General features: G+C 68.6%; 20 protein-coding genes. 14 read left to right on the top strand and 6 right to left on the bottom strand.

Translation table 11 applies throughout. The annotated features are described in order from the left end of the window. Window positions 1–49 precede the first annotated feature (49 nt). Window positions 50–1,630, bottom strand: a complete 1,581-nt coding sequence (metG, locus tag K3M35_RS05670) for a methionine--tRNA ligase (protein WP_006553813.1) — start codon at window positions 1,628–1,630, stop codon at window positions 50–52. 22 nt (window positions 1,631–1,652) lie between these two features. Here metG and K3M35_RS05665 point away from each other — a divergent pair, with 22 nt between their 5' ends. The 7 genes from K3M35_RS05665 (at window position 1,653) to K3M35_RS05635 (ending at window position 8,844) form a co-directional block, all read left to right on the top strand. After that, complete coding sequence (locus tag K3M35_RS05665) at window positions 1,653–2,483, top strand: TatD family hydrolase (RefSeq protein ID WP_060652139.1); 831 nt, start codon at window positions 1,653–1,655, stop codon at window positions 2,481–2,483. A 40-nt stretch (window positions 2,484–2,523) separates the two neighbouring features. Continuing rightward, window positions 2,524–3,600 carry a maleylacetate reductase gene (locus K3M35_RS05660; protein ID WP_220666131.1) on the top strand — a complete coding sequence of 359 codons (1,077 nt, stop codon included), beginning with the start codon at window positions 2,524–2,526 and terminating at the stop codon, window positions 3,598–3,600. Between the two features lie 79 nt (window positions 3,601–3,679). Next, a complete protein-coding gene (locus K3M35_RS05655; protein WP_019288774.1) occupies window positions 3,680–4,108 on the top strand; it encodes a DoxX family protein in 429 nt (142 codons plus the stop codon). A 141-nt stretch (window positions 4,109–4,249) separates the two neighbouring features. After that, window positions 4,250–5,929, top strand: a complete 1,680-nt coding sequence (locus K3M35_RS05650) for a sulfatase-like hydrolase/transferase (RefSeq protein WP_220666130.1) — start codon at window positions 4,250–4,252, stop codon at window positions 5,927–5,929. Window positions 5,930–6,321: 392 nt separating this feature from the next. Further along, window positions 6,322–7,449, top strand: a complete 1,128-nt coding sequence (locus K3M35_RS05645) for a resuscitation-promoting factor (protein WP_006553818.1) — start codon at window positions 6,322–6,324, stop codon at window positions 7,447–7,449. Window positions 7,450–7,502: 53 nt separating this feature from the next. Further along, window positions 7,503–8,411 carry a 16S rRNA (adenine(1518)-N(6)/adenine(1519)-N(6))-dimethyltransferase RsmA gene (rsmA, locus tag K3M35_RS05640; protein ID WP_006553819.1) on the top strand — a complete coding sequence of 303 codons (909 nt, stop codon included), beginning with the start codon at window positions 7,503–7,505 and terminating at the stop codon, window positions 8,409–8,411. 226 nt (window positions 8,412–8,637) lie between these two features. After that, entirely contained in the window at window positions 8,638–8,844 is a 207-nt protein-coding gene (locus K3M35_RS05635; RefSeq protein ID WP_006553820.1) for a cold-shock protein, read from the top strand. A gap of 63 nt (window positions 8,845–8,907) precedes the next feature. On the opposite strand, the gene K3M35_RS05630 is transcribed toward K3M35_RS05635, so the two are convergent. Continuing rightward, entirely contained in the window at window positions 8,908–9,174 is a 267-nt protein-coding gene (locus tag K3M35_RS05630; RefSeq protein WP_006553821.1) for a hypothetical protein, read from the bottom strand. 89 nt (window positions 9,175–9,263) lie between these two features. On the opposite strand from K3M35_RS05630, the gene K3M35_RS05625 reads away from it, so the two are divergent. Both K3M35_RS05625 and K3M35_RS05620 read left to right on the top strand, forming a co-directional pair. Continuing rightward, window positions 9,264–10,199 carry a 4-(cytidine 5'-diphospho)-2-C-methyl-D-erythritol kinase gene (locus tag K3M35_RS05625; protein WP_037216304.1) on the top strand — a complete coding sequence of 312 codons (936 nt, stop codon included), beginning with the start codon at window positions 9,264–9,266 and terminating at the stop codon, window positions 10,197–10,199. A gap of 43 nt (window positions 10,200–10,242) precedes the next feature. After that, window positions 10,243–12,036 (top strand): ABC-F family ATP-binding cassette domain-containing protein, encoded by a 1,794-nt coding sequence (locus K3M35_RS05620; protein ID WP_019288771.1) that lies wholly within the window; start codon window positions 10,243–10,245, stop codon window positions 12,034–12,036. 308 nt (window positions 12,037–12,344) lie between these two features. Here K3M35_RS05620 and K3M35_RS05615 read toward each other — a convergent pair whose 3' ends face one another. From K3M35_RS05615 to K3M35_RS05605, 3 genes are read right to left on the bottom strand one after another with little or no spacing between them, the layout of a single operon-like run. After that, window positions 12,345–12,680, bottom strand: a complete 336-nt coding sequence (locus tag K3M35_RS05615; protein ID WP_064060580.1) for an acyl-CoA dehydrogenase family protein — start codon at window positions 12,678–12,680, stop codon at window positions 12,345–12,347. A gap of 2 nt (window positions 12,681–12,682) precedes the next feature. Further along, on the bottom strand, window positions 12,683–13,477 hold the full coding sequence (locus tag K3M35_RS05610) for an enoyl-CoA hydratase/isomerase family protein (protein WP_220666129.1): 795 nt from the start codon (window positions 13,475–13,477) through the stop codon (window positions 12,683–12,685). Beyond that, entirely contained in the window at window positions 13,474–14,988 is a 1,515-nt protein-coding gene (locus tag K3M35_RS05605) for an acetyl-CoA acetyltransferase (protein ID WP_220666128.1), read from the bottom strand. Before K3M35_RS05605 ends, K3M35_RS05610 begins: the two co-directional genes overlap by 4 nt. A gap of 101 nt (window positions 14,989–15,089) precedes the next feature. Here K3M35_RS05605 and K3M35_RS05600 point away from each other — a divergent pair, with 101 nt between their 5' ends. From K3M35_RS05600 to K3M35_RS05580, 5 genes are all read left to right on the top strand, one after another. After that, complete coding sequence (locus K3M35_RS05600; RefSeq protein WP_024103219.1) at window positions 15,090–15,698, top strand: TetR/AcrR family transcriptional regulator; 609 nt, start codon at window positions 15,090–15,092, stop codon at window positions 15,696–15,698. 134 nt (window positions 15,699–15,832) lie between these two features. Next, window positions 15,833–16,315: a nuclear transport factor 2 family protein gene (locus tag K3M35_RS05595; RefSeq protein ID WP_024103220.1), complete on the top strand. Its 483-nt coding sequence runs from the start codon at window positions 15,833–15,835 to the stop codon at window positions 16,313–16,315. 14 nt (window positions 16,316–16,329) lie between these two features. Then, complete coding sequence (locus tag K3M35_RS05590; RefSeq protein WP_024103221.1) at window positions 16,330–16,764, top strand: glyoxalase/bleomycin resistance/extradiol dioxygenase family protein; 435 nt, start codon at window positions 16,330–16,332, stop codon at window positions 16,762–16,764. A gap of 25 nt (window positions 16,765–16,789) precedes the next feature. Next, a complete protein-coding gene (locus K3M35_RS05585; protein WP_006553831.1) occupies window positions 16,790–17,461 on the top strand; it encodes a pyridoxal 5'-phosphate synthase in 672 nt (223 codons plus the stop codon). A 49-nt stretch (window positions 17,462–17,510) separates the two neighbouring features. Beyond that, window positions 17,511–18,551 (top strand): enoyl-CoA hydratase/isomerase family protein, encoded by a 1,041-nt coding sequence (locus K3M35_RS05580; protein ID WP_217580072.1) that lies wholly within the window; start codon window positions 17,511–17,513, stop codon window positions 18,549–18,551. 34 nt (window positions 18,552–18,585) lie between these two features. On the opposite strand, the gene K3M35_RS05575 is transcribed toward K3M35_RS05580, so the two are convergent. Then, a complete protein-coding gene (locus K3M35_RS05575) occupies window positions 18,586–19,263 on the bottom strand; it encodes a hypothetical protein (RefSeq protein ID WP_217580071.1) in 678 nt (225 codons plus the stop codon). Window positions 19,264–19,331: the final 68 nt, after the last annotated feature.

Below are 19,331 nucleotides of genomic sequence, written 5' to 3'. Positions count from 1 at the left end.
CGGCGACGGAGAACACGCAGGTGAAGCTCTCCGTCGCCGGATCGGACGCTCAGTCCTCGTCGACGTAGCGCGGGAACACCGGTGCCGGGGCGGGCAGGGTCGTGCCCGGAGCCAGGCGGGTCGCGACGGCGTCGAACTGCCGTGCCTCGGGTGTCTGACCGAGGAGATCGAGGATGTTCGCGGCGGCATCGGGCATCACCGGCTGGACGAGCAGACCCACGATCCGAACGACCTCGAGCGTGACGTACAGGACCGTCGCCATCCGCTCGGGATCGGTCTTGCGCAGCACCCACGGCTGCTGCGCCGAGAAGTAACGGTTGGTCTCGCCGAGGACGTGCCAGATCGCTTCGAGACCGAGGTGCAGGGCCTGCGCGTCGAACTCGGCGCGCACCTTCGCGAGCAGCGCGTCGGCCTGGGCGAGCATCGCCTCGTCGTCGGCGGTGAACTCGCCCGGCGTGGGCACGGTGCCCTCGAGATTCTTCGCGACCATCGTCAGGGAGCGCTGCGCGAGGTTGCCGAGGTCGTTGGCGAGATCGGCGTTGATGCGGGTGACGATCGCCTCGTGGCTGTAGCTGCCGTCCTGGCCGTAGGAGATCTCGCGGAGCAGGAAGAAGCGCAGCTGGTCGAGGCCGTACCGGTCGACCATCTCGAGCGGGTCGACGACGTTGCCGACCGACTTCGACATCTTCTCGCCCTTGTTGAACAGGAAGCCGTGGACGAAGACCCGCTTCGGCAGTTCGAGCCCCGCCGACATGAGGAAGGCCGGCCAGTAGACGGTGTGGAACCGCGTGATGTCCTTGCCGATGATGTGCAGGTCGGCGGGCCAGTAGCGGCGGTAGGACTCCGATTCGGTGTCGGGGAAGCCGGCGCCGGTGAGGTAGTTGGTCAGCGCGTCGACCCACACGTACATGACGTGATCGGGGTGATCGGGGACCGGCACACCCCAGTCGAAGGTGGTGCGGGAGATCGACAGGTCCTTCAGGCCGCCGGAGACGAAGCTGACGATCTCGTTGCGGCGGGTGGCCGGGGCGATGAAGTCGGGCTGCTTCTCGTAGAGCTCGAGCAGCTTGTCCTGATAAGCCGACAGCCGGAAGAAGTAGGTGGACTCCTCGGTCCACTCCACGGGGGTGCCGGTGTCGGTGGAGATCCGCGAGCCGTCTTCGAGCAGGGTGGTCTCGCCGTCGGTGTAGAACGCCTCGTCGCGGACCGAGTACCACCCCGCGTAGGTGTCGAGGTAGATGTCGCCCGAGTCGACCATGCGCTGCCAGATCGCCTTGCTCGCCTCGAGGTGATCGGCGTCCGTGGTGCGGATGAACCGGTCGTACGAGATGTTCAGCCGCTTGTCCATGGCCTCGAACACGTCCGAGTTGCGGGACGCGAGTTCGGTGACCGGGATGCCTTCCTTCGCGGCGGTCTGCTGCATCTTCAGGCCGTGCTCGTCGGTGCCGGTCAGGAAGCGCACGTCGAAGCCGTCGAGACGCTTGAACCGCGCGATCGCGTCGGTCGAGATGTACTCGTAGGCGTGCCCGATGTGCGGGGCGCCGTTCGGGTACGCGATCGCGGTCGTGACGTAGAACGGCGGGCGGGTGGGATCGCCGGCAGCCGGGCGGGAGGAATCAGGCGCAGTCATGGTGGCCAGTAGTTTATAGGGCGTGAGCGCAGCCCGTCCCGCCCCCGAAGCCCCGCAGCCGTTGAGTCCCCTCGTCGACGCCCACACGCACCTCGACGCGTGCGGTGCCGAGGACGCCGCGACGACCTCCGCGATCGTCGATCGTGCCGCCGCGGTGGGGGTCGGACGCATCGTCACCGTCGCCGACGATCTCGAGGCGGCGCGTTTCGCCGTGCGGGCTGCGCACTGGGACGACCGCGTCCACGCGGCCGTCGCCATCCATCCCACCCGCGCGAACAGTCTCGACGACGCTACCCGCGCCGAGATCGAGAAACTCGCCGCCGACCCGCGCTGCGTCGCGGTGGGGGAGACCGGCCTCGACCTCTACTGGCCCGGCAAGCTCGACGGGTGCGCCGAACCGGCCGAGCAGGAGGAGGGCTTCCGCTGGCACATCGACCTCGCGAAGCGACTCGGCAAGCCGCTGATGATCCACAACCGCGAGGCCGACGCCGACCTGCTGCGTGTCCTGCACGACGAGGGCGCACCCGAGAAGGTGATCTTCCACTGCTTCTCGTCGGATGCCGACATGGCCCGCCGCTGCGTCGACGCCGGATACCTGCTGAGCTTCTCGGGCACCGTGAGTTTCAAGAACGCGAAGGCCCTGCGTGAAGCGGCGCCGCTCGTGCCCCGCGAGCTGGTGCTGGTGGAGACCGACGCGCCGTTCCTGACCCCGCATCCCTTCCGGGGCGCGCCGAACGAGTCGTACTGCCTGCCGTACACCGTGCGCGCGCTCGCCGAGGTGCGGGGCGAGGACGCCGAGGAACTGGCGGCGGCCACCACCGCGAACGCCGAGCGGGTGTACGGACTTTCGTAAAGGGCACGCGCGTCCCCACTCCCGTCGTGAGAATACGGGCATGCGCTCCTTCGTCTACAACTCTCATCCGGTACGTGTGATCTTCGGCCCCGGTACCGCCTCGCGGGTCGCGGACGAAGTACGTCGACTCGATCGTTCCCGCGTTTTGCTGCTCGCCGGCGAGCACGTGCGGCACCAGGCGGAACTGGTCGAGAAGTATCTCGGCGATCTGCAGGTCGCGCGTTTCGACGGCGCGGTGATGCACACGCCGGTCGAGGTGACCGAACGGGTCCTCGGCCGGGTCACCGAGCACGACGTCGATGCGGTCGTCGCGGTGGGTGGCGGCTCGACCACAGGACTGGCCAAGGCACTGGCACTCCGCACGGGGATCGATCAGGTGATCCTGCCGACGACCTACGCCGGGTCGGAGGTGACGCCCGTTCTCGGTGAGACCGCCGACGGGGTGAAAACCACGCGTTCGTCGCCCGACATCCTTCCCGAGACCGTGATCTACGACGTCGAGTTCACCACCTCGATGCCCATTCCGTTGGCGGTGACCAGCGCGATCAACGCGATGGCCCACGCGGTCGAGGCCCTCTACTCCGAACAGGCCAATCCGATCGTCGACGCCCTCGCGCTCGAGGCCGTGGCCGCGATCGCCCGGGGTATCCCGGCGCTCGGTGCGGATTCGGCCGATCCCGAGGGGCGTTCGGATCTGCTGCTCGCGGCGTGGCTCTCCGGAACCTGTCTCGCCTCGGCGGGAATGGGGCTGCACCACAAGCTCTGTCACGTGCTGGGCGGCTCGTTCGACCTGCCGCATGCCGCCACGCATACCGTCGTGCTGCCCCACGCGCTCGCCTACAACGAACCGTCGGTACCGCACGTCATGGTGCGGGTCGCGCAGGCGCTCGGCACGGATTCGGCGTCCGCGGGCGTCTACGATCTCGTGACGGCGGCCGGTGGGCCGACGAGTCTCGAGGAACTGGGGTTCCGGGAGTCCGATCTGGACGAGGCGGCACGACTGGCGACGGCGAAGCCGTATCCGAATCCCCGGGAGGTCACGGAGGTGGGCGTGCGACGGTTGCTGGGGGAGGCGTTCGCCGGTACCCGTCCGGAACCGGCGCAGAAGTCTGGTTGAAGCTACAACCAAGGGCTGCTACTTTAGTTGTCGCTTCAACTAAGTGGGGCTCTCCGGCCTCCTACCCGAAAGGCTCGACATGAAGACCCCTCTCGTCCGCGACCTCGGCATCCTCGTGGCCCGACTCGTACTCGGCGTCATCTTCCTCGCGCACGGACTGCAGAAGTTCAATTCGTGGGGATACGAAGGCACCAAGGCCGGCTTCGAAGGAATGGGCGTGCCCGCCCCGGCCGTCTCGGCGTTCGTCGCCACCTGGATCGAGATCCTCGGCGGTCTCGCGCTCATCCTCGGTGTGCTCGTCCCCGTCTTCGGCGTCCTGCTGTTCCTGCTCATGCTCGGCGCGTTCTTCATCGTGCACGTGGAGAACGGAATCTACGTCGGCGACGGTGGTTTCGAACTCGTGGCCGCGCTCGGCGCAGGGGCCCTCCTACTCGCCGCGGTCGGTGCGGGAGCGTTCAGCGTCGACCGATTCCTCGCGCGGAAGGTTCCGCTCCTGCGCACGGCCTGACCTGCGGTTCCGCGGCGCTGTGGACGATTTCCCCCGATCGTCCTCAGCGCCTCTTCCGTCCGATGACGCGCGCTTAACGCATATGTCTTGTTATTCTCCTGCACGACATACGCGTTCACGGATCTCTCCGACAGGACCGATATGACCGTGCAGCAGGCTGTTCCGCGTCGCGACACCACGTGGAATGTCAATCGACGGACCTTCCTCGTGGGCGCGGGTGCGCTCCTCGCTGCCGGCCTCGTGGGCGCCGGATCATCTGCGGCACAGCCTCGGACACCGCAGCGTCCCAACATCCTCATCATCATGACCGACCAGGAGCGCCAGCCGATGCACTGGCCGGCCGACTGGGCGCGCAACAACCTGCCCAACCGGCAGCGTCTGGCCGACACCGGGCTGACCTTCACGCGGTCGTTCTGCAACGCCGCGATGTGCTCGCCCAGTCGCAGCACGTTCTTCACCGGCCTCTATCCCGCCCAGCACGGGGTGGTGAGCACCCTCACCGAGGGTGGCACGCTCTCGCCCACCGAACCCGTGCTGCCGGTGGACGGCCAGAACATGGCGAAGATGCTGCTCTCCGCCGGATACGACGTCCACTACCGCGGCAAATGGCACATGAGCAAGGGCGCCGACGGCGGCGACCCGTCGCCCGACGACATCGCGCGGTACGGCTTCGCGGGGTGGGAGCCCCCGGAGGCGGGGCAGGACACAGCACCCGAGAACTTCGGGGGTGGCTGCGCCGACCGCGACGGCAAGATCGCCTCCGACGCCGCCGAATTCCTGCGGTCGCGCAGCGCCTCCGACGACAGGCCGTTCGCGCTCATCGTGTCGTTCGCCAATCCTCACGACATCCTCTCGTACCCGAAGACTTGGGATCAGGTCGACGGTGACTGCAACAACTACGGGGCCTTCGCACCCGAAGCCTTCGAGCAGGGAATCGACCTGCCGCCCACCATCGACGAGGACCTGCTCCGCAACTTCAAGCCCACCGCCCAGGCCGAACTGCTCCTGCTGCTCGCAGGTGCGCTCGGTCCGCTCGTCGGTCCCGAAGCGGCACGGCAGTACGTCAACCTGTACGCCTACATGCACAAGGTCGTCGACCAGCACATCGGGACGGTTCTCAATGCGCTGGAATCGGTTTCGGGCATGCGCGAACGCACCGTCGTCTTCCGGGTGGCCGACCACGGTGAGATGGGGCTCTCCCACGGCGGACTCCGCCAGAAGGCCTTCAACGCCTACGAGGAGACGCTCAATGTCCCTCTCGTGGTGAGCAATCCGGTGATGTTCCCGAGGCCGGTCTCCACCGACGCGCTCGCGTCGCTGATCGACGTCATGCCCACCCTCGCGACGATGGCCGCCGTGCCCGACCGTTCGGCGTGGACGTTCAAGGGCGTCGACCTCACGCCCGTCATCGAGGGCGCGTCGTCCGGTGGCACGCCGCCACAGGTGCAGGACACCGTCCTGTTCACCTTCGACGACGAGAATGCCGCCGCGGCCAACGGGCAGACGACGGTGAAGCAGCCCAACCACATTCGTGCTGTCCGGCAGGACAGGTGGAAGTACGCGATGTACTTCGATCCGTCGGGACGCGCGCTGCCGCAGTTCGAGCTCTACGACCTGCACGACGATCCGCTCGAGACGCGCAACCGCGCGAACCCGCTCGATCTCGCGAACTTCGACCCGGTGCAGGTCGCGACCATGCACGCCGTCCTGATGGACGTGATGGCCCGCACGGGCACCACCCCGGCTGTGACGATTCCGCAGTTCCCCGTACCGAGCGGATCCGCCGATCTCCCGATTCCCAGCGGGTCGGCCGGACGCTGACGAAGCCGATCACCGGCAACCGCGACCATCGGTAGGCGGTCCCGGAAACCGCTGCGCCCGCGAAGCCGGCCGCTCCGTCCGAGCCTGTGGGCATCGGCACCTCGAACGCCCCCGCATGGGGCAGGGCACAGCTGCGCGCGATCCTCGGCTACCTCACGGAGTCCATGTCCTTGCCGCCCGAATCGCGAGGAAGTTCTTCTTCCGAGTGTCGATCGAAAATGGCGATTTCGGACACTGGAAAATGATCGAGCTAATATCGATCCGATATCTGTGACGTGCGCCGTGATCTGACAGAAATCATGATCTGTGCAGGTAAAGGCGATGAAGTTGCGATAACAATGCCGTCTCGTTACCGTGCTGTGATCACAGTTGTCGTCCGTCTGGAAATAATCGTGTCACCTTTCACCAAGATCAATCGCCTCAAGTCGCCGGTGTTCTACTCGGTGGTCGCCGCCGTCTTCGTCACCCTCGGTGCCGGTGGCGCCACTGCTGTGGTTCAGCACAAGGACGTCGTCCTCGACGTCGACGGTGAGCAGCGTGCCTTCGGCACGATGAACTCCAACGTCGGCGACATCCTGGCCGCAGCCGGCTACACCGTCGACGAGAACGACGTCGTGGCCCCGGCCGTGGACTCGTCCGTCTCCGACGGCGACACCATCGTCCTGCGACAGGCTCGCGAGCTGCGCCTCACCGTCGACGGTGAGGAGCGCTCGGTGTGGACCACCGCGCTGACCGTCGACGAGGCGCTCGACCAGTTCCGCCTCTCCGACGACGCCTACGTCTCCGCCTCCCGTTCGCACCGCCTCCCGCTCGACGGTGCCGATCTCGAGGTCGTCAACCCCAAGACGGTGCGCTTCGCCGACAACGGCGCGCCCGCCGCCGAGGTGCGCGTCGCAGCGCCGACGGTCGCCGAGTTCCTCGAGGCCCAGGGCGCGAAGCTCGAGCAGGCCGACAGCGTCACCCCTGCCCTCGACGCGGAACTCGCGGAGGGCATGGAGGTCGTGGTCACCCGCGACCGGACCGAGTCGCGGACCGAGAACCTGCCGATCGCCCCGCCGGAGAACCGCGTGGACGATCCGAACATGCTCGAGGGTGAGGCCGCCGTGAGCGACCCGGGTGCTCCGGGCGAGCGGTCGGTGACCTTCGACGTTCACACCGTCAACGGTGTCGAGGTCGGACGCGCCGAGACCGCTTCGAAGGTCCTCGTCGAGCCGCGGCCCGTCGTGGTCCGCGTCGGCACCAAGCCGAAGCCCGCCGTGCCGGCCTCCGGTCGCGGCTCCACCTGGGACGCTCTCGCGCAGTGCGAAGCGACCGGCAACTGGGCGATCAACACCGGCAACGGTTTCTACGGTGGCCTGCAGTTCACGCAGCAGACGTGGGCCGGCTTCGGCGGCACCCAGTACGCGCCGCGTGCCGATCTCGCGACGCGCGAGCAGCAGATCGCCGTCGCGGAGAAGGTCCAGGCGGCCCAGGGCTGGGGCGCCTGGCCATCCTGCACCAGCAAGCTCGGTCTGCGCTGACCGGCGCGGGTGTGCGCGGTGTGACCTGCTCCCGAGTGCGCTAGGTTCACCACGTGTCAGCAGACGATCCCGAAACCACTCCGAGGGCCACTCCGGCTTCTCCGCGCGGCCTCGCCGCGCTGCTCGGGCCCGCCGAGGTCCGCGCACTCGCGGAGGAGTTCGGGGTGCGCCCGACGAAGCAGCTCGGCCAGAACTTCGTGCACGACGCGAACACGGTGCGCCGCATCGTCAACGTCGCCGGGGTCGGCCCTGAGGATGTCGTGCTCGAGGTCGGGCCGGGCCTGGGTTCGCTCACCCTCGCCCTGCTCGACGTCGTCGACCGTGTGGTCGCTGTCGAGCTCGATCCCGTTCTCGCGCAGCGTATTCCCGTTACCGTGCGGGAGCGGGCCCCGCAGCTCGCCGACCGCTTCGACGTCGTGCACATGGACGCGATGAAGGTGCTGCCGAAGGATCTTCCCGTCACGCCCACCGCGCTGGTCGCGAACCTGCCCTACAACGTCGCGGTGCCGGTGCTGCTGCACCTTTTCTCTGAATTCCCTACTCTGCGAACCGCTCTCGTGATGGTGCAGGCCGAGGTCGCCGATCGGCTCGCAGCAGAACCGGGCGGTAAGATCTACGGCGTACCCAGCGTGAAGGCGCGGTTCTTCGGCGACGTCCGCAGGGCCGGCGCCGTCGGGCGTGCGGTCTTCTGGCCCGTTCCCCAGGTGGAATCGGGCCTCGTGCGTGTCGACCGCTATGCGGAGCCACCGTGGCCCACCGACGCCCGGACACGTGCCCGGGTCTTCGCCGTCGTCGACGCGGCCTTCGCTCAACGGCGAAAGACGTTGCGCGCAGCGTTGAGTGGATGGGCAGGTTCGCCCGCGGAGGCCGAGAGGCGCCTGCTGGCGGCCGGTATCGAGCCGTCGACCCGCGGGGAGAAGCTCGACGCCGCAGCCTTCGTGCGGCTCGCAGGGGTGGAGTGATCCCGGTCACTCTTCCTGGCGGTCGGATGCGATGTGTGGTTAAGTTGTCCTCGGTCGTTAGGTAGTGTGTTCGTGGTTTACCCCTCGCACATTTCTGGTTGCGAGCGGATGCGATAGCCACGATGGAATCGTTTCAGCCGTGTAGTGACAGACCCGGGGGCCGAAACCGACTCCCGACGAGACAGAACGTCTACATCCGTTCTGCCTGCAAGTGAAGGACAGCAACATGGCTGAAGGTACTGTGAAGTGGTTCAACGGCGAAAAGGGCTTCGGCTTCATCGCTCCCTCGGACGGCTCCGCTGACGTCTTCGTGCACTTCTCCGAGATCCAGGGCCGCGGCTTCCGCACCCTCGAGGAGAACCAGCGCGTGAGCTTCGAGATCGGCCAGGGCCAGAAGGGCCCGCAGGCCACCGGCGTGAACGTCATCGGCTGATACCGATAACTCTCCGAATCCGGGCCGGCACCTCAGGGTGCCGGCCCGGATTCGTTCGTCCGGTCAGCCGATCATTGCCCCGTAACCGGTGATGCCCAAGTTCGACGAACCGGTCGACGAGCCCGCCGAGTCGGCGGAGCCGGTCGCCATTCCGGCGGAGCCCGTGGGAGGGGTCACGCAGTCCACGAGATTCAGCGAGCGCAGGACCAGGTCGCCGAGCGAGCAGACGCGCGGCGGAGCCGGTTCGGCCGAGGCGACGCCGGCGGTTCCCATGGTGGCCGCCACGGCGACGGCGCAGACGGCGACCGCATTACGTACGGAACGAGTCACATTTCCTCCAGAGTGTTCAGAGTCGATCGATCGTAGAGCGTGGCCGCGGCGGTCGGGAAGCATCCGTATCCCGAGTAAGCTCTGTACTCGTGCTTTCCGTCGTGCCGACCCCCGTGACAGTGAGGGTCCCGTCCAAGGTCAACCTGCATCTCGCGGTGGGTGACCTCCGTCCTGACGGCTACCACGACCTGCACACCGTCTTCCAGGCTCTGTCCCTGTACGACGAGGTGTCGGTGGTCCCGGCCGACACCCTGAGCGTGACGGTGCGCGGCGCGGGCGCCGAGTCGGTACCTACCGATTCGACGAACCTGGCGTGGCGCGCCGCCGAGATGATGGCGGAACGGGCCGCACGTACACCCGACGTGGCGATCACGATCGACAAGGGCATCCCCGTGGCCGGCGGAATGGCCGGTGGCAGCGCCGACGCTGCCGCGACGCTGGTCGCGCTCGACACACTGTGGGGCATCGGGGCGCCCCGGGAGGACCTCGCGGATCTCGCCGTCCGCCTCGGCAGCGACGTGCCGTTCTGCCTCCACGGCGGAACGGCGATCGGAACAGGGCGGGGCGAGCGCCTCGTCCCCGTCCTCACCCGCGGCACCTTCCACTGGGTACTGGCCCTCGCGAAGGGGGGCCTGTCCACACCGGTCGTCTTCCGTGAACTCGACCGGCTGCGTGCCGAGGGAGAACCTCAGCGCATCGGCAGCGCGGATGCCGTGCTCTCCGCGCTCGGCTCCGGCGACGCCCACCAGCTCGCGCCGCTGCTCGGCAACGACCTGCAGGCCGCGGCCCTGTCCCTCGACCCGATGCTGCGACGCACGCTCCGGGCGGGTGTCGAGGCCGGGGCCCTGGCGGGCATCGTCTCCGGTTCCGGCCCCACCTGCGCGTTCCTCGTCGAGGACCAGCACGCCGCCGTCACCGTGAGTGCCGAACTCGCCGGTGCCGGTGTGTGCCGTACGGTGCGGGTCGCCTCCGGTCCGGTGCCCGGAGCCCGTGTCGTCGGCGACGCCGATCCCGCACACTCCTGATCCTGTAGTACATCCCCGCAATTCTCGGAAGGCGTTCCTCCACGTGGCGAATCTGATCAACCTCGAACAGGTCTCGAAGTCGTTCGGCATCAAGCCGTTACTCGACTCGGTGTCCCTCGGCGTGAACGAGGGGGAGCGGATCGGTGTCGTCGGCCTCAACGGCGGCGGCAAGACGACGATGCTCGAGGTGCTCGCCGGCATCGAGGAGCCCGATTCGGGCCGGGTGAGCCGCGTGAACGGTCTGCGCATGGCCGTCGTGACGCAGCGCGGCGGTCTGCCGGAGGGCTCGACCGTCGGCGAGGTGGTCCTCGGGCCGCTCGATGTGGCCGAGCACGAGTGGGCCGGTGATGCGCGCATCCGCTCGGTGCTCACCGGTATCGGCATCGACAATCTCGGTCTCGACGCGGTCGTCGACGGTCTGTCCGGTGGTGAGCGTCGCCGGGTCGCCCTCGCCGCAGCCCTCGTGCAGGATCTCGACCTGCTCGTCCTCGACGAGCCCACGAACCATCTCGACGTCGAAGGCGTGCAGTGGCTCGCCGAGCACCTGCTGTCGCGGCGCAGCGCGCTCGTCGTCGTCACCCACGACCGCTGGTTCCTCGATACCGTCGCGACGCGCACCTGGGAGGTCGTGAACGGCCGGGTCGAGAGCTACGAGGGCGGCTACAACGACTGGATCTTCGCGCGCGCCGAGCGTGCCCGCCAGGCCGACGCGATGGAAGAACGCCGCCGCAATCTTGCGCGCAAGGAACTCGCGTGGCTGCGTCGCGGAGCTCCGGCCCGCACGTCCAAGCCGAAGTACCGCATCGAGGCCGCCGAAGCGCTGATCGCGAACGTGCCGCCGCCGCGCGACTCGGTGGCGCTGGCATCGTTCGCGAAGCGCCGCCTGGGCCGCGTCGTCATCGAACTCGAGGACGCCACCCTCACCACCCCGGACGGGCGCGAACTGGTCCGCGACCTCACCTGGCGTCTCGGTCCGGGCGAGCGGATCGGTCTCGTCGGCGTCAACGGTTCGGGCAAGACGACCCTGCTGCGCACGCTCGCGGGCGAACTCGAACCGGCGCAGGGACGTCGCGTCCAGGGGCAGACCGTCGAGATCGGCTGGCTGCGGCAGGAACTCGACGACCTGCCCACCGACATGCGGGTGCTCGACGCCGTCAAGGACGTCGCCGAGCGGATCACACTGGGCGACAAGGAGATTTCCGCCGGTCAGCTCGCCGAACGTCTGGGCTTCACACCGGCGCGGCAGCGCACCCCCGTCGGCGACCTGTCCGGTGGTGAGCGTCGCCGGTTGCAGCTCACGCGCGTGCTCATGGCCGAACCGAACGTGCTGCTCCTCGACGAGCCCACCAACGACCTCGACATCGACACCCTCCAGCAGCTCGAGGACCTGCTCGACGGCTGGGCCGGAACCCTCGTGGTCATCAGCCACGACCGGTATCTCGTCGAACGCATCTGTGATTCGACGTGGGCCCTGTTCGGCGACGGCCGCCTGACGAACCTTCCCGGTGGCATCGAGGAGTACCTGCGCCGGCGCGCGGCCATGGGCGACGGCGACGTGCCGTCGGTGGCGTCGACCGTCTCGAAGACCGGTGACGCCGCCGAGCAGCCGAAGAAGCGCGACGGTGCCGCCGAACGCACCGCGCGCAAGGAACTGTCGCGCCTGGAGCGTCTCGTCGCGAAGCTGACCGAGAAGGAGGAGAAGCTGCACCACGACCTCGCGGAGGCGGCGACCGATCCTGACCGGCTGCAGAAACTCGACGCGCAGTTGCGTGAGGTGGTCGCGGAGAAGGAAGCGGCCGAGGAGCAATGGATGGAGCTCGCCGAAGATCTCGACTGAATCCTCTTGATCTCGAGTCGGCTCGAGGTCGCAGGATGGGCGTCGTCAGAAGGAACGCCCATCAGGAGGATCCATGTCCGTCACCGAAACATCCGGTACCTCTACGCATCTCCCGCAGTCCCGGCTCGCGCGTTCCGCCGTGGTGGTCGTCGTCGCCCTGGAGATGCTCCGTGCGCGTGACTGACACGAGTAGGGGGAGGAAATATGCGCTTCCGCAAGGAAAGTCGCACATTTCCTCCCCCTGATTCGGGCAGAGGCCTACGGTCAGGTCGAAGCAGCGCTGAGCGCGGGACGCGCGAACCGCTCGATCAGGTCGTGTTGCCCGACGAGACGATGTGCGGGGTGGCGATGCCGTGGCTGAACAGCGCCGAGATCAGGCCCGACGAACCACCGGCGAGGATGATCTCTTCGAGGATCGCGAGCATGTCGAGGGCGGTGCCGCCCGACCCGCCGTGCTCCTCTGCGACGGAGGCGCCGATCAGGCCCGCGTCGGCGGTCTTGCGATGCAGTTCGCGCGGGATCTCGCCGGCGCGCTCCCATTCGTCGAGGTGGGGGACGATCTCCTTGCGGGTGAAGTCGGCAGCGAGTTGACGAAGTGCCTTCTGCTCGTCGGTGTCCCAGCGGATCACTTCGGTGGTGGTCATGCCTATTCGCCCTTCCAGACGGGTTCGCGCTTCTGTATGAAGGCCATGACGCCTTCGAGGGTGTCGGCGCTGGTGGTGAGACGTGCGAGGGCTTTGTCGGTGAGTTCCCAGGGCAGGTCCTCGGCGGGGACGTTGCCGTCGATGATGCCGCGGGCGACGGTCTTGCTGGCCTGCACGGCGAGCGGGGCGCCCTTCGCGATGTCGGCGGCGAGAGCGAGAGCGGTGTCGAGGAGCTCGTCCTGTGGGACGACCCGGTTGACGAGGCCCCAGCGCAGCGCGTCGGCGGACGACATCGGCTTGCCCGTCAGGACGAGTTCCATCGCGACGGCGCGGGGGATGGCCTGGCCGATGCGGAACACGCCGCCGGCACCGGCGATCAGGCCGCGGTGCACCTCGGGCAGACCGAATTCGGCGGTTTCGGATGCGACGACGAGATCGCTCGCGAGGGCGAGTTCGGTGCCACCACCGAGCGCGGCGCCGTTGACCGCGGCGATGACGGGCTTGGAGATGTGGTGCTTGACGACACCGGCGAAGCCCCAGTGGGCGGTTTCGGGCGGGGTGACGCCGTCCGGTCCTTTGGTGCCGAGGGCCTCGAGGTCGGCGCCGCCGCAGAAGACGGCGCCGCCTGCGCCGGTGAGCACCACGACGCGCACGTCGCGGTCCTCTTCGGCGCGGTCCCAGGCCTCACCGAGTGCCTGGTGCACGTCGGCGTTGATGCTGTTGGCCGCCTTGGGGCGGTTGATGGTGACGAGCAGGACGTGCTCGCGCTTCTCGACGTGAACGACGGGTTCGCTCACGACCGGTACTCCTCGGGGCACAGGTGTTCGATGCGGGTGACGGTGAGAATGCCGCCGTCGTCGGTGACGTGGACGGTCTCGCCGACGATGTCGGCTCCGGCGGCGAGGACTGCGGCGCCGGTGGCGTCGGTCTGGCCGGAGACACGCCGGCCGTCGGGGGTGAGGCCGACGAGGAAACCGATCGACGGGTTGCCGTCGCGACCGAATTCGGCCGTGGCGGTGACAATCTGGACCTCGCCGCTGTAATCGGTGGCTGTCTCCGGCGCGGACGGCTCGAGCAGCACGTGCTCGGGGTCGCCGACGTAACCGTCGGTGTGCGGCGCGCAGCCGAGGACCACGACGTGCTGGTAGGTCAGGTAGCCACCGTTGCCGTGCACGAGGGCGAGCTCGCCGTCCTGGCGCAGCCGCTTGGCCACCGACACCACCGAGTGCAGCGTGTAGCTGTTGAGCGGGCCGCCGAAGAAGGAGTGGCCGCCGGTCACCGACGGGACGGTGTCGCGGGGGAGGCCGAGCTGCTCGATGAGCAGCTTCGGTACCACGGGGAAGCAGCTGTAGGCGTCGATGATGTCGAAGTCGCCGGGACGCAGGTCGCTCGCCGACAGCGTGCGCCGCAGCGCATCGTCGAGTGCGGCGGAGCGTCCGAAGTCGCCGCGGGCGAGCACGTCCGAGGGCTCGGTCGCGCCGGCGCCGCCCCACACGTAGAGCAGGTGGTCGTCGGGGACACCGAATTCGCGGGCCACGGCGAGCGAGGTGACGACCACGGCAGCGGCCTGGTCGACGAACGGCATCGCGTTGACCATCAGCGGGTACGGGTCGGTGACGAGGCGGTTCTTGCCGGCGATGGTGCGGATGTCGTCGGCGGTGCGGCGCTCGGGGTTCCAGGACGCCGGGTTCTCGGCGGCGAACTCGGAGAAGGCGGCGTACAGCGTCGCCGACCAGTCGAGCGACTTCTCGCGCGAGTGCCCGAGATCGTGGCTGAGCCGGTTCTCGAACAGCGGGTAGACCCGCGTGGGGACGATCATCCCGGCGTGCTGCATCGCGGGGCTGCCGAGGTCCTTGTTGCTGATAGGCGCGGGGCCGCCCGGGGCGGTGGTCCATCCCAGCGTGACCGGATCCGTTCCGGCCTTGTACGAGTTGGTCGCCGAGGCCTGCGCCTCGCCGCCGACGAGCAGCGCGACGGTGCTGGTGCCCGCGGCGATGTCGTGGCCGATGCGATCGAGCAGGGCCGCCGGCCAGTGGCCGCCGATCGGCGTGGTCGACGTGTGCTCGGGCGTCGCGCCGAGACGTTCTGCGAGCAGGCCCGGCAGGTCGTCGTAGTTCCAGCTCGCGGTCTTGATCGCGTGGATGGTGTCGATCCGCGTGGCGAGATCGGCGCCGGAGTCGGCGATCGCGGCGAGGGTGGCCTCGTGGATGAGGTCGAGCGGTTCACGCGGGTCGGCGGGCGCACCGGCACGGCCGGAGCGCAGGTCGCCGACGCCGATCACGACGGGAACCCGAGTGGGGTCGGTCATGGCGTTCCTTCGGTCTGCTCTTGGGGGAGGAGGACGCCGCCAGCTTAATGCGGACGATTTCAGTCTGTAAATCGAGGAGTGGTCTGGCACACTTTCCCGACGTGACCGAAGCACCCGCACCGCGCCGCCGCGGACGCCCCCGCGACGCCGACCTGGAGGACCGCGTGTTCGACGCCGTGCTCGAGGTGTACTCCGAGACGAGCTGGCGTGGTTTCACGCTCGACGCGGTCGGACGACGCGCGCGGGTGGGGCGCGCCGCCCTCTACCGCCGGTGGTCGAGCAAGGACGACCTGCTGGTCCAGGCCCTCGAAGCGCGCAGCCCGCTGCCCGTGCCCATCGACACCGGCGCGCTCCGATCCGATCTCGTCGAACTCGCCCGGCAGCTGTTGCGCGGTTACCGGACCACCCCCGGCCTGGTGAGCCTGCGCGTCGCGCTCGACGCCCGTGCCAACCCCGAACTGCTCGCCCGGCTGATCCACACCCTCAACCGCAGCCGCGTGCTCGCGGCGCGCACGATCGTGCACCGCGCCGTCGAGCGCGGCGAACTCCCCGCCGACACCTCGGCGACGCTGCTGCTCGAAATGGTCACCGGCACCGTGCTCAGTCATGCCCTCTTCGCGTTGGCCACCCCGGACCAGAACGTAGACGACGACTACGCCGAACTCGTCGTCGACGCGACCATCCGCGCGCTGCGTCGTCCCGAGTCGTGACCGGCACGCCCTCCCGTGACCGAATCGCGATCGAATGCTGCCTGGTAACAGTGTGATTCCGGCCGTCTGCGCCGGTCGTCCGGGCTAGCCTGGAATGCGAATACTCGCAGGGGGGCGCCAATGGGAGGCCGACGATGGATGTGCAGGCGGTAGCGGAGATCACGCGGCTCAAATACCGTTATGCGCGAGCGCTCGATACGAAGGACTGGGACGAGCTGGCGAACACCCTCACCCCCGACGCACACGCCGTCTACGGGGAGCATCTCGTTTTCGACTCACGCGACGCCTTCATAGGTTTCCTCGAGAACACGCTGGGAACGCGCTTGATCACGGAGCACACCTGTTCCCATCCCGAGATCGACATCGCCGACGACGGCCGCAGCGCCACCGGGGTGTGGTTGCTGTCCGACACCGTGATCATCCCGGAGGACGGGATGATGTTGCGCGGCTCGGCCTACTATCACGATCGGTACAGCCTCGGCGACGACGGATGCTGGCGGATCAGCCGCACCGGATATCAACGCAACTGGGAGACGGTCACATGCATGGGCGACTCGCCTTCGGTCCGGTTGACGACCAATCGATGGGCGCTGCTGCAGCAACCGAAAGCGTCCTGAGCGGGAACGACGAGATGGTCTCGGAGGGTTCCGGCGATTTTCCCCGTCCGGGGGCGCTGCCCTATCTGACGGTGCCGCGGGCCCACGAGGCGATCGAGTGGTACACCCGGGTCTTCGGAGCCTCGCTGACCGCCGAACCGGTCGTCATGGACGACGGTCGCGTCGGGCACGCCGAACTGCGGTTCCCCAGCGGAATGATCTATCTCGCAGACGAATTCCCCGAACTCGGACTCACGGCGCCGCAGGAAGGGGCGGTCTCGGTGAGCCTGATGCTCGAGGTGGCCGACACCGACACCGTGCTCACCCGCGCCCGTCTGGCCGGCGGTTCGGTCGAGAGGTGGATCAACGAGGCCCACGGTCATCGCAACGCCACCCTGCTCGACCCCTTCGGGCATCGCTGGATGCTCGTCGGCCCGCTGACCGGCAAGCTGCCGCCACCTCGGGAGTGAGCTCCCGAATCGGTACCATGCGGCGATGAGTGAGATCGCGCGTCGCAGTGAGTTTCCCGATACCCGCGGCTGGATCCGGGCCCTGCCCACCCTCACGGCGTCCGCGCCGCCGTTCGCACCGGCCGCGACGCCGCAGGAGACCTTCCTCCGCTGGCTCACCGAGGCGGCCGAGGCCGGCGTCGCCGAGCCGCACGCAGCGACCCTGTCGACCGTCGACCCGTCCGGGACGCCCGACGCGCGCATGCTGCTGATCAAGGACGTCACCGACGACGGCTGGTGGTTCTCCGGCGACGACCGTTCCCCGAAGGGCCGCCAGCTCGACGCGACACCGGCCGCCGCGCTCACCGTGTACTGGCGCGAACTCGGCCGGCAGGTACGCGTGCGCGGACCCGTCCTGGCCGGCCCACCCGAGGTGTGTGCCCGCGACTTCCGGGAACGGTCGGTCTTCGCCCGTGCCGTCGCATCCACGGGACACCAGAGCGAGGTCCTCACCGATTCCGCCGAGTACGACGACCTCGTACGGGAACGCCTGACCGCGCTCGAACACGATCCGGACCTCGTCTCGCCGCACTGGACGGCGTGGTGCGTCGCCGCTGAGGCCGTGGAGTTCTGGCAGGCGGATCCCGGCCGGCGGCACCTGCGGTATCGCTACCGGCGTGCGGGGGACCGGTGGGTCACCGAGGAACTTCATCCGTGACGTGTCGCGTGGCCGGGACGAGTCGCCCGCGACCGGTAGGCTCCCGCCCGTGAACGAGTCCTTCATCCGCACACGCGTCGCCAACGGAGTCGGCGAAGTGCAACTCGACCGTCCCGGTGCGCTCAACGCGCTCGACCGGTCGATGATCCGCGACATCCGCTCGTCGCTTCTCGCCTGGCGCGACGACCCGGCCGTCACGGCCGTGCTCGTCACCAGCACGTCCGACCGCGCGTTCTGCGCCGGTGGCGACGTCAAGCCGGTGCGCGAGCTGGCCCTCGAGGGGTGCTTCGACACCGTCCGCGAGTACTTCGCCGACGAGTACCGCCTCGACGAGCTGGTCGCCACCTACCCGAAGCCGTATCTCGCGGTCCTCAACGGCGTCACGATGGGCGGCGGGCTCGGTATCTCGGTGCACGGCGCGGTGCGCGTCACCACCGAGAAGACCACGATGGCCATGCCCGAGACGGCCATCGGGTTCGTTCCCGACATCGGGTCGAGCCACTTCCTCCCGCGCCTGCGCGGCACCACCGCGCGGTGCGATGCGGTGGGGATGTATCTCGGACTCACCGGCGCCCGCATCGATGCCGGCGACGCGCTGGCCGTCGGCCTGGCCACGCATTACGTGCCCAGTGCCCGCATCGACGACTTCGCCGACCGCATCCGCGCCGGGCAGTGGCGCGACGCCCTCGACGAGTTCGTCGAACCGACCCCCGAATCCTCCCTGGCGCAGCGTTTCCCCGACATCGAGACGGTGTTCGGCGACGGTACGGTGCTCGACATGGTGACCCGCCTCGACAGCCTCGCCGACATCGACGCCGAGTGGGCCGAGCAGACTCGCACGGCCCTGCGGTCGTTGTCGCCGACGAGCGTGTGGGCCACGGCCGAACTGATGCGACGCGGTGCCGAGAGCACGCTCGAAGAATGCTTCGCCCGCGAACTCGACGTCGCCGTGCGCGTCGCTGCGACGCCGGACTTCATCGAAGGTGTACGCGCCGTGCTCGTCGACAAGACCCGCGACCCGCAGTGGTCGCCCGCGACGCTCGAGGACGTCGATCCGGCGGCGATCGCCGCACTGTTCGGCGACGGATAACCCGCGACCTGCCCGTCTCTACCGGGCGTGACCTCTACCGGGCGTGACGCTGCGGTACCTGCAGGTCGACGACGATCGGCTGCCCACCGAGGGTCGCGTGGATCTCGGGCTTCTCGAGTCCACCGGCCAGCAGGTACTCGCCGAGCAGCGTGAGCAGTTCATCGTTGTCCGCTATCGGGTCGCCGTGCGATCCGGTGCTACGCGGGTCGCCGTGCGCTCCGGTGCTACGCGGGTCGCCGTGCGCTCCGGTGCTGCGGGAGTCGCGGGAGGTCAGTTCGTTCTGTGCGAGTCGCGCGGCGATACGCACCGACGCCACGCCCATCGAATTGCGTCGTGACGGGACCGGGCCCGGTGCGGTGATCGTGCCCAGGCTCTCGGTGGCCGTCGGGGTCGTCGTGGTGGTGGCGGGCCCACTCGCGGAGCCGTTCGTGCCGGTGCTGCTCACCAGGGTCGTTCCTTCCTCGGAATTGCCGGCGCCCACCCCGCCGGCCGGGTCACCTTCGAGCGACGATGCATCCCCCACGCTCATGCGGTGTGTTCCGGGATCCGGCGTGCTCGTCAGCGGGGTACTGCTCGGAAGAGGAGTGCTCGGCAGCGGGTAGACGAAGGTGCCCGAGCGCTTCGCGCGTCCGGATCGCCTGCTCGTATCCGCCGTCCCACCGGACGACAGGTCCTCACCGGCTGCGGCCGGTACGTCGTCGTTCATCGACACAACTCCTGATTCCACCCGAATACGTCGGATCGACGAAAGGGAAAGTATCAGTAAAATCCGCTGGACGC

Source organism: Rhodococcus sp. DMU2021, assembly GCF_019641445.1.
In the GTDB taxonomy this organism is placed as follows: Bacteria; Actinomycetota; Actinomycetes; order Mycobacteriales; family Mycobacteriaceae; genus Rhodococcus; species Rhodococcus pyridinivorans.
The sequence above is the reverse complement of the archived record's forward strand: the minus strand, read 5'-3'. Positions and strand labels throughout refer to the sequence as shown.

Coding starts and splice junctions, on each gene's coding strand:
- metG (WP_006553813.1), bottom strand. CDS start 1,630: ATGACTGCGCCTGATTCCTCCCGCCCGGCTGCCGGCGATCCCACCCGC.
- K3M35_RS05660 (WP_220666131.1), top strand. CDS start 2,524: ATGCGCTCCTTCGTCTACAACTCTCATCCGGTACGTGTGATCTTCGGC.
- K3M35_RS05655 (WP_019288774.1), top strand. CDS start 3,680: ATGAAGACCCCTCTCGTCCGCGACCTCGGCATCCTCGTGGCCCGACTC.
- K3M35_RS05650 (WP_220666130.1), top strand. CDS start 4,250: ATGACCGTGCAGCAGGCTGTTCCGCGTCGCGACACCACGTGGAATGTC.
- K3M35_RS05635 (WP_006553820.1), top strand. CDS start 8,638: ATGGCTGAAGGTACTGTGAAGTGGTTCAACGGCGAAAAGGGCTTCGGC.
- K3M35_RS05615 (WP_064060580.1), bottom strand. CDS start 12,680: ATGACCACCACCGAAGTGATCCGCTGGGACACCGACGAGCAGAAGGCA.
- K3M35_RS05605 (WP_220666128.1), bottom strand. CDS start 14,988: ATGACCGACCCCACTCGGGTTCCCGTCGTGATCGGCGTCGGCGACCTG.
- K3M35_RS05595 (WP_024103220.1), top strand. CDS start 15,833: ATGGATGTGCAGGCGGTAGCGGAGATCACGCGGCTCAAATACCGTTAT.
- K3M35_RS05590 (WP_024103221.1), top strand. CDS start 16,330: ATGGTCTCGGAGGGTTCCGGCGATTTTCCCCGTCCGGGGGCGCTGCCC.
- K3M35_RS05585 (WP_006553831.1), top strand. CDS start 16,790: ATGAGTGAGATCGCGCGTCGCAGTGAGTTTCCCGATACCCGCGGCTGG.